We start from the raw sequence: 7,204 nt of genomic DNA, 5'->3' as shown, positions 1-7,204 counted from the left end.
GAGGGGTCGATCTTCGCGATGAAGAACGACGACAAGCAACGCATATCGATTGCCGCGCCCGCTGTCTTCGGTTTCGTGACCCTGCCCAGGGTCGTGGCGATCATCCGTTCCAAGACCGCCTCAAGCGTCCGATCGATTTCGAGAAGCTACGACCAGATTGGTGAGCACATCCTGTCCGGCCGCGCGGATCTCGGAATTTCAAGGCTGCCTTTGGCCCGCAATCAGGTCTGCTTCGTCCCTCGTTGGTGACCCGCTGCTTGACGTGAACTTCGCGATGACTTGCAGTTGCCGGACTATAGCGGAAGTTAGGTCTAAGATACGACCATGGAACCTTAACGTCACCTCGAGCCTTTAGCGCTTGATCGAGCTTTGCACGCCGTTTGCGATTTCGAGGCTGGAAAACAGGCCTCCAGGTATCAAAGGCGTGCCGCATTCGCAGCGACGTAGCCAGCGTGGAAGACGCGGATGTGCTCTGGCTACCAGCCCAAATGGATTATCTGGGAAAGATCGGCGATGTCGCCGTAGATCATCGAACCTTTCACTAGAAAACACTTACCGCCCAGGACCTCGAAGAGCTTGCTTGATGCGCTGCAAACCGGTGGGACCTTGCGGTCTTTGGCTTCGGCATGGCCGATGCTGACCGCTAGGATAACGAAGGCACTGAGAATCGTTTTGCTCATAGCTACTAACCCCTAAAGCCAACTGGCTTCTTGGGCCGCAAAACTGGGCTGCCATCTGTAAAGTAGCATCAGGCCGTGATGGATCTCATCCTTCGATTGGATGGCAGGATTCATCTATTCGCCGTAGGCGCAAGGGCGGCTGCAATCGTTCACTCCAAGTTCGACAGCTGCGAAGAAGCCTGCTTGCAACCTCCAGACATCATTCAGAAACATTCCAGAAAAAATCCAGAAATCATTCAAGCGTAGAATCCACCATACAGAGGGTCCTTCATCGGCTGCAGCAGCGCAGCACTTGTTCGGATGGGACAAGCGATGCAAAGGTTCTCGATCACCTTGATAGGCGCGTTGGTCGGCATTTTGCTCGTCACCGGCCCGATCGAAGCTGGCGAGGCAAAGGTTGCGACGACCCGGACCGAGCGCTGCACCAATCTCAGCCGCCAAGTTGACGAAGCCCTCCAAACCCATGCCGCGGCAACGCAGGTCACCGCGGCGAAAGCACTTCAAAAAAGGGCAAACCGGTTCTGCGCCAACAAGAAGCAGGCGCAGGGCATCCGGATGCTCGCAAACGCGTTGAAGCTGCTTGGCGTGACACCGATTGATCCCGATGTGGTGTCACCCAAAACCGACTTGCACAGTAAGGAGAAAAAGCCATGAAGAAGTCTCTTCTCTGCGCCCTCGGCCTCGCTGTTGCCTTGGCTTTCTCGATGCCGGCTCTCGGCATCGCCGCCGCCACCAAGACGACCGCTCCGGCTGCCACGACCGCGACACCCGCGCCGACCACAACCATGGCTGCGAAGCCGCACAAAGTCGCGACCAAGAAGGTCTGCAAGCCGACCAAGACGCACAAGTGCCCGGTGAAGCATCGTAAGCACACGGCGAAGACTGCAGCGCCAAAACCTGCCTATTAAGCTCTCAGTGCCAAGAAGGCCGTTCCATCGTGCTTACCTGGAACGGCCTTTTTCCAATGCGGCGGCCACGGCAAGCGCAGGGCCAACCTACCTCACCCTCCGGTCGACAAGCTCGATCCGCCGGTCCATGCAGCGGCCATCTTAAGATCGTGCGTCACCGCAACGACACTCTTGCCGAGCTTGCGCACAAGGTCTTCCAATATTGTGAAGACCTGCTCGGTGGTGTCGAGGCTCCCGGTGGGCTCATCGGCGAGGATGAGCGGCAGGTCGTTGGCAAGCGGGCGCTACCGCGACACGCTGGCGTTGTCCGCCCGAATGCTTATCGGGCTGCTGGTCGAGTTGTTCGGCTAGGCCGAGCGATGCGAGCAGGTCGCCGGCCCGGTCATGCATATCCTGCCGCGAAAGCCGGCCGAGCTTGCGCATCGGAATCTCGACATTCTCGCGTGCGGTGAACTCGGGCAGAGGAACGCGCTCGATTCATCTGCCGCGCAAGCATGGCGACGACTGCCTGCAGGTGCTGCGCTGGCTCTACGACCGACGCGATCTCGCCGAGGCCAAGGCCGATCTCGCCGCATGGCTTGCCAAATGGTCGGGCCGCTATCCGCGGCTGACGACATGGGTGGAGGAGACCATCGAACGCACGCTGACCTTCTTTTGCCTGCCGCGCCAGCACCACAAGCACCTGAAGTCCACCAACATGCTCGAACGCCTCAACGAGGAAATCCGCCGGCGCACCTATGTCGTGCGCATCTTTCCCAACGCCCAAAGCTGCCTGCGCCTGGTCAGGGCGCTGGCCGTCGAGACCAACGAAAACTGGATGGAGGCCAACCGCTACATCAACATGGATGATCTGCGCGAGCACAAGAAGCTCGCCCTGCGCCAAGCCGCATGACCTCTACCATGGCCGCTCCTTTTTGCAGAACTTGACGCACATAACCAGGACAGGGCCAGCGCGCTGGCGGGCTGTCAGACGGCCCTGCAGCCAACTAGTCTTGGGGAAATGGGTAAGCCGCGGGGCCAGAGGACACCAAGGAAGGTGGCGCTACGCGGCGCCCCGAACCGGAGGCGGTGCGACGACCGACAAAGGAAAATCCCGTCGAGACAGCCGATGCGCTCCTGAATGTCCTTGCGCGCCAAGAACATCACCTCACAAGTCATAGATCGACAGCCGTTGATCGCTGCGGGCTCATCCCACGGCGCCTCTCGCGGCACTCGGATGGTGGCTGGCCGTCAGGTCTATAGCTCGATCCTGAGACTCATTTCTCCATTGCTATCGCAGGTCGGCCGCGTTTTACGCATCCGATCAAGCTGGCCGACGGGTAGCCGCTTGCGACGATCCTTTCGACCAATGTGCCTGCGCTCCCGGGCTCGCAAGCAATCAGCAACCCACCTGAGGTTTGTGGGTCGGTGAGCAGATCGCGCCGCCACTCCGGCATGCCTTCATGCAGCCGCACCGCATCGCCGTAACTTGCCCAATTACGCCGCGACGCTCCGGTGACGAAGCCTTGTTGCGCAAGTGATGAAGCCTGCGCAAAGACGGGAACGGCGCGGTCGCGGATCACCAGTCTGCAGTGTGAGCCGCGCGCCATTTCAAGGGCGTGTCCGAGCAAACCAAAGCCCGTCACGTCGGTGATCGCATGCACGCTTGCGTCCTTGGCGAGTTCCGATCCGATCCGATTGAGAAGTGTTGTCGAAGTAATCATTTCTTCATAACCATCGGGCGACAACGCCTGCTTTTTGATGGCCGCTGAATAGATTCCGACACCGAGCCCCTTGGTCAGGACTAGCATATCTCCCGGCTTGGCCCCGGAGTTGCGCCGGATGTCCGCTGGCCGGCAGGTGCCAATCACGGCAAGGCCGTAGATCGGCTCCGGTGAGTCGATCGAATGGCCGCCGGCGACCGGTATCCCTGCTGTGCCGCAGATGTCGCGCCCGCCTTTCATGATTTCCCGCACCGTGTGCGTCGGCAATTTCGCGATCGGCATTCCGACGATGGCCAAGGCCATGATCGGCAGGCCGCCCATTGCATAGACGTCGGAGAGTGCGTTGGCCGCAGCGATCCGGCCGAAATCGTATGGATCGTCCACCATCGGCATGAAGAAATCGGTGGTAGCAATCACGCAGGTCGTGTCGTCGATCTGCCAGACGGCGGCATCGTCTCCGGTTTCAGTACCGACAAGGAGCTGCCTGAAGAGGCTGGGTTCCGCCTGCTCGACAAGAAGCTGCTGGAGGACGGAGGGCGCCAGCTTGCACCCGCAACCGCCGCCATGAGCAAGGCTGGTCAGGCGCGGAGGTGCTTCCGAGATATCGCCCCGCACCGCGGGAGCAGTTTCAAACGCCACGCCACACTGTAGGGTCGCGTTCGGAAAACCGTCAATCGCATTTTTTCGCGCGAAACATTTGCTGCGTTCGATCTGCGCCCTAAGTTTTTGACATTGCGCCAATTCGGTCCAAAATGGCGTCACTGTTCCTTGGTTCTGGATGCCCTATGGGCATGGAATTCGGGAGGAAATCCAGATGAATGTTGAACTCTCACGGCGCGCGTTCCTGCAGACCGCAGGCGCGGGTCTCGCCGGCACGACGTTGGGAGCTTTCGGCTTCGCCGACGTCGAGGCCGCACATGCGGCCGCGATACGGCCCTTCAAGCTCGCAAAAACGGCCGAGACGCGCAACACTTGCCCATATTGCTCGGTGGCCTGCGGCATCATCATGTATTCGAAGGGCGACCTCAGGAAGGGCGAGAAGGCCGAGATCACCCATATCGAGGGCGATACCGACCACCCGACCAATCGCGGCACCTTGTGCCCCAAGGGATCGGCTCTGCTCGGCTTCGTAAAATCCCCGACCCGGCTACAGCATCCAATGATCCGCAGGCCCGGGTCCGACAAGTTCGAGCCGATAGGCTGGGAGGAAGCGCTAGATCGCATCGCTCGTCTGATGAAGGACGATCGCGACAAGAATTTCGTCGCCAGGAACAATGACGGCGTGACGGTCAACCGGTGGATCACCACGGGCTTTCTCGCCGCCTCGGCTTCGACCAATGAAACCGCGTTCGCGACCTACAAGGTGGTTCGCAGCGCAGGCATGCTGGTGTTCGATAACCAGGCACGTGTCTGACACGGCCCGACGGTGGCGAGTCTCGCCCCAACATTCGGCCGCGGTGCAATGACCAATTCCTGGACCGACATCAGGAACACGGATCTTGTTGTGATCATGGGCGGCAATGCCGCCGAGGCGCATCCTTGCGGGTTCAAATGGGTTACGGAAGCGAAGGCCAACCGCGGCGCCAAGCTCATCGTCATCGATCCGCGCTTTACCCGCTCAGCCTCCGTGTCAGACGTCTATGCGCCGATCCGCCAGGGAACAGACATCGCCTTCCTGCTCGGGCTCATCAACTACTGCATCCAGAACGACAAGGTGCAGTGGGACTATGTGAAGGCGTTCACCAACGCGGCCTATGTCGTCAAGCAGGGCTTCACGTACAAGGACGGCCTGTTTTCCGGCTATGACGAGGCGAAGCGGGACTACGACAAGTCGACCTGGGATTACGATATCGGACCCGACGGCTTCGCCGTTGTCGACGAGACCCTGGCCAATCCCCGTTGTGTCTGGAACCTGCTCAAGAACCACGTCGCAGTATATACGCCGGAGATGGTGGAGCGCATCTGCGGCACGCCGAAGGAGAAATTCCTGCAGGTGGCCAAGATGGTCGCCGAAACGTCCGCGCCGAACAAGGCGATGACGTCGATGTATGCGCTCGGCTGGACGCAGCACTCGAAGGGGTCGCAGAATATTCGCGCCATGGCCATGCTGCAGCTTGTGCTCGGCAATATCGGCATCCGTGGCGGAGGGATGAATGCTCTGCGCGGCCATTCCAACATTCAGGGGCTGACTGACATCGGGCTGATGTCGAACCTGCTGCCCGGCTATCTCACGCTGCCGACGCAGAAGGAGCCAGACCTCGCCACTTACATGTCGACGCGCGGCTTCAAGCCGCTGCGGCCGAACCAGATGAGTTATTGGCAAAACTACAAGAAGTTCTTCGTAAGCTTCCAGAAATCGATGTGGGGCGATGCGGCGACGCCTGAGAACGACTTCGCCTATGACTACCTGCCGAAGCTCGACCTGCCGGGATACGATCTGCTGCGTGCTTTCGAGCTGATGCACCAGGGCAAGATGAACGGTTATTTCTGCCAAGGGTTCAACCCGCTGCAGGCCGCTCCGAACAAGAAGAAGCTGCTTGAGTCGCTCTCGAAGCTCAAATTCCTTGTCATCATGGATCCGTTGGATACGGAGACAGGGCGGTTCTGGGAAAACCACGGGCCGTATAACGATGTCGATCCATCGCAGATTCAGACGGAAGTTTATCAGTTGCCATCCACCTGCTTTGCCGAGGATGACGGCTCGCTGGTCAATTCGGGGCGCTGGCTGCAGTGGCATTGGGCCGGCGGCACGCCCCCCGGTGAGGCTAAGCGCGACACGTGGATCATGGCGCAGCTCTATCTTCGCCTCAAGGAGCTCTACACCAAGGAAGGCGGCGCCTTCCCCGATCCGATCGTCAAGCTCGCCTGGCCTTACGCCGATCCCGGCGATCCGAAAGCCGAGGAACTTGCCCAGGAGATCAACGGCAGGGCGCTGGCCAGAGTGACCGACACGGCGGACCCGACGAAGGTGCTGGCCGAGGCCGGCAAGCTGCTGCCGGCCTTTGCCGCGTTGCGCGACGACGGCTCGACCGCCTGCGGCTGCTGGATCTATTCCGGCTGCTTCAACGAGAACGGCAACAACATGGCCCGGCGGGACACGACCGATCCCGACGACGCCGGCTTCTATTCGAAATGGGCGTTCTCATGGCCCGCCAATCGCCGCATCCTCTACAACAGGGCCTCTGCGGATCTCGCTGGAAAACCTTGGGATCCGAGCCGCAAAGTGATCGAATGGGACGGCACGAAGTGGGCGGGCTACGACGTGCCCGACATTTTGCCCACCGCCAAGCCCGACCAGGTCGGCCCGTTCATCATGAACCCGGAAGGCGTCTCGCGCCTCTTTACCCGGGGCATGATGCGCGACGGACCATTCCCGGCGCATTATGAGCCGTTCGAGTCGCCGATCGTCAATCCGATTGCACCGAAAGTCCGCGGCAATCCCGCGGCGCGGGTATTCCAAGGCGATCTGGCCCAGTTCGCCGAAGCGGCCTCGCAGGAGTTCCCTTATGCGGCGACTTCCTACCGCCTGACCGAGCATTTCCACTTCTGGACCAAGCACGTCATCGTCAATGCGGTGATCCAGCCGGAGTTCTTCGTGGAGATCTCGGAACAGCTTGCGGCCGAGAAGGGCATCACCAAGGGCGGATACGTGCGCGTATGGTCGAAGCGCGGCTCGGTCGTGGCGAAGGCCATGGTGACCAAGCGGATCAGGCCGCTCACCTGCGACGGCAAGACCATTCACATCGTGGGCATACCGCTGCACTGGGGCTTCACGGGCGCGGCAAAGAAGGGCTTCGGTCCGAACATGCTGACGCCCTTTGTCGGCGACGCCAATATCGAGACCCCGGAATATAAGGCGTTCCTGGTCAACATCGAGCCCGCACCAGGGCCGGTGGCGTAGAAGGAGCAAACG

5 protein-coding genes and 3 pseudogenes are annotated in these 7,204 nt (G+C 60.4%); 5 read left to right on the top strand and 3 right to left on the bottom strand.

The genetic code is table 11. From position 1 onward, the window contains the following. Window positions 1-249, top strand: a pseudogene (locus F3H96_RS29885) (LysR family transcriptional regulator); the annotation flags it as partial. A gap of 227 nt (window positions 250-476) precedes the next feature. Here F3H96_RS29885 and F3H96_RS29880 read toward each other — a convergent pair. After that, on the bottom strand, window positions 477-680 hold the full coding sequence (locus F3H96_RS29880; protein ID WP_149805227.1) for a hypothetical protein: 204 nt from the start codon (window positions 678-680) through the stop codon (window positions 477-479). A gap of 312 nt (window positions 681-992) precedes the next feature. On the opposite strand from F3H96_RS29880, the gene F3H96_RS29875 reads away from it, so the two are divergent. Next, on the top strand, window positions 993-1,334 hold the full coding sequence (locus tag F3H96_RS29875; protein ID WP_149805226.1) for a hypothetical protein: 342 nt from the start codon (window positions 993-995) through the stop codon (window positions 1,332-1,334). Further along, window positions 1,331-1,588 carry a hypothetical protein gene (locus F3H96_RS29870; protein ID WP_149805225.1) on the top strand — a complete coding sequence of 86 codons (258 nt, stop codon included), beginning with the start codon at window positions 1,331-1,333 and terminating at the stop codon, window positions 1,586-1,588. The genes F3H96_RS29875 and F3H96_RS29870 overlap by 4 nt, the downstream gene beginning before the upstream one ends. A gap of 87 nt (window positions 1,589-1,675) precedes the next feature. On the opposite strand, the pseudogene F3H96_RS31445 reads toward F3H96_RS29870, so the two are convergent. Further along, window positions 1,676-2,050: pseudogene (locus tag F3H96_RS31445) on the bottom strand (ATP-binding cassette domain-containing protein); the annotation flags it as partial. Here F3H96_RS31445 and F3H96_RS29860 point away from each other — a divergent pair. Further along, window positions 2,051-2,480, top strand: a pseudogene (locus tag F3H96_RS29860) (transposase); the annotation flags it as partial. It abuts the pseudogene before it with no gap. A gap of 364 nt (window positions 2,481-2,844) precedes the next feature. Here the strand turns inward: F3H96_RS29860 and selD are convergent. After that, window positions 2,845-3,894 carry a selenide, water dikinase SelD gene (selD, locus tag F3H96_RS29855; RefSeq protein WP_149805229.1) on the bottom strand — a complete coding sequence of 350 codons (1,050 nt, stop codon included), beginning with the start codon at window positions 3,892-3,894 and terminating at the stop codon, window positions 2,845-2,847. A gap of 211 nt (window positions 3,895-4,105) precedes the next feature. Here selD and fdnG point away from each other — a divergent pair, with 211 nt between their 5' ends. Beyond that, window positions 4,106-7,192 (top strand): formate dehydrogenase-N subunit alpha, encoded by a 3,087-nt coding sequence (fdnG, locus tag F3H96_RS29850; protein WP_149805224.1) that lies wholly within the window; start codon window positions 4,106-4,108, stop codon window positions 7,190-7,192. Window positions 7,193-7,204: the final 12 nt, after the last annotated feature.

It is taken from the genome of Mesorhizobium sp. NFR06 (assembly GCF_900115245.1).
Classification (GTDB): Bacteria; Pseudomonadota; Alphaproteobacteria; order Rhizobiales; family Rhizobiaceae; genus Mesorhizobium.
Note: the sequence above shows the minus strand (reverse complement) of the source record. Positions and strands in the feature narration are given on the sequence as shown.

Excerpts from the sequence above, each read along its gene's own strand:
- F3H96_RS29880 (WP_149805227.1), bottom strand. The coding sequence starts at position 680 with ATGAGCAAAACGATTCTCAGTGCCTTCGTTATCCTAGCGGTCAGCATC.
- F3H96_RS29875 (WP_149805226.1), top strand. The coding sequence starts at position 993 with ATGCAAAGGTTCTCGATCACCTTGATAGGCGCGTTGGTCGGCATTTTG.
- F3H96_RS29870 (WP_149805225.1), top strand. The coding sequence starts at position 1,331 with ATGAAGAAGTCTCTTCTCTGCGCCCTCGGCCTCGCTGTTGCCTTGGCT.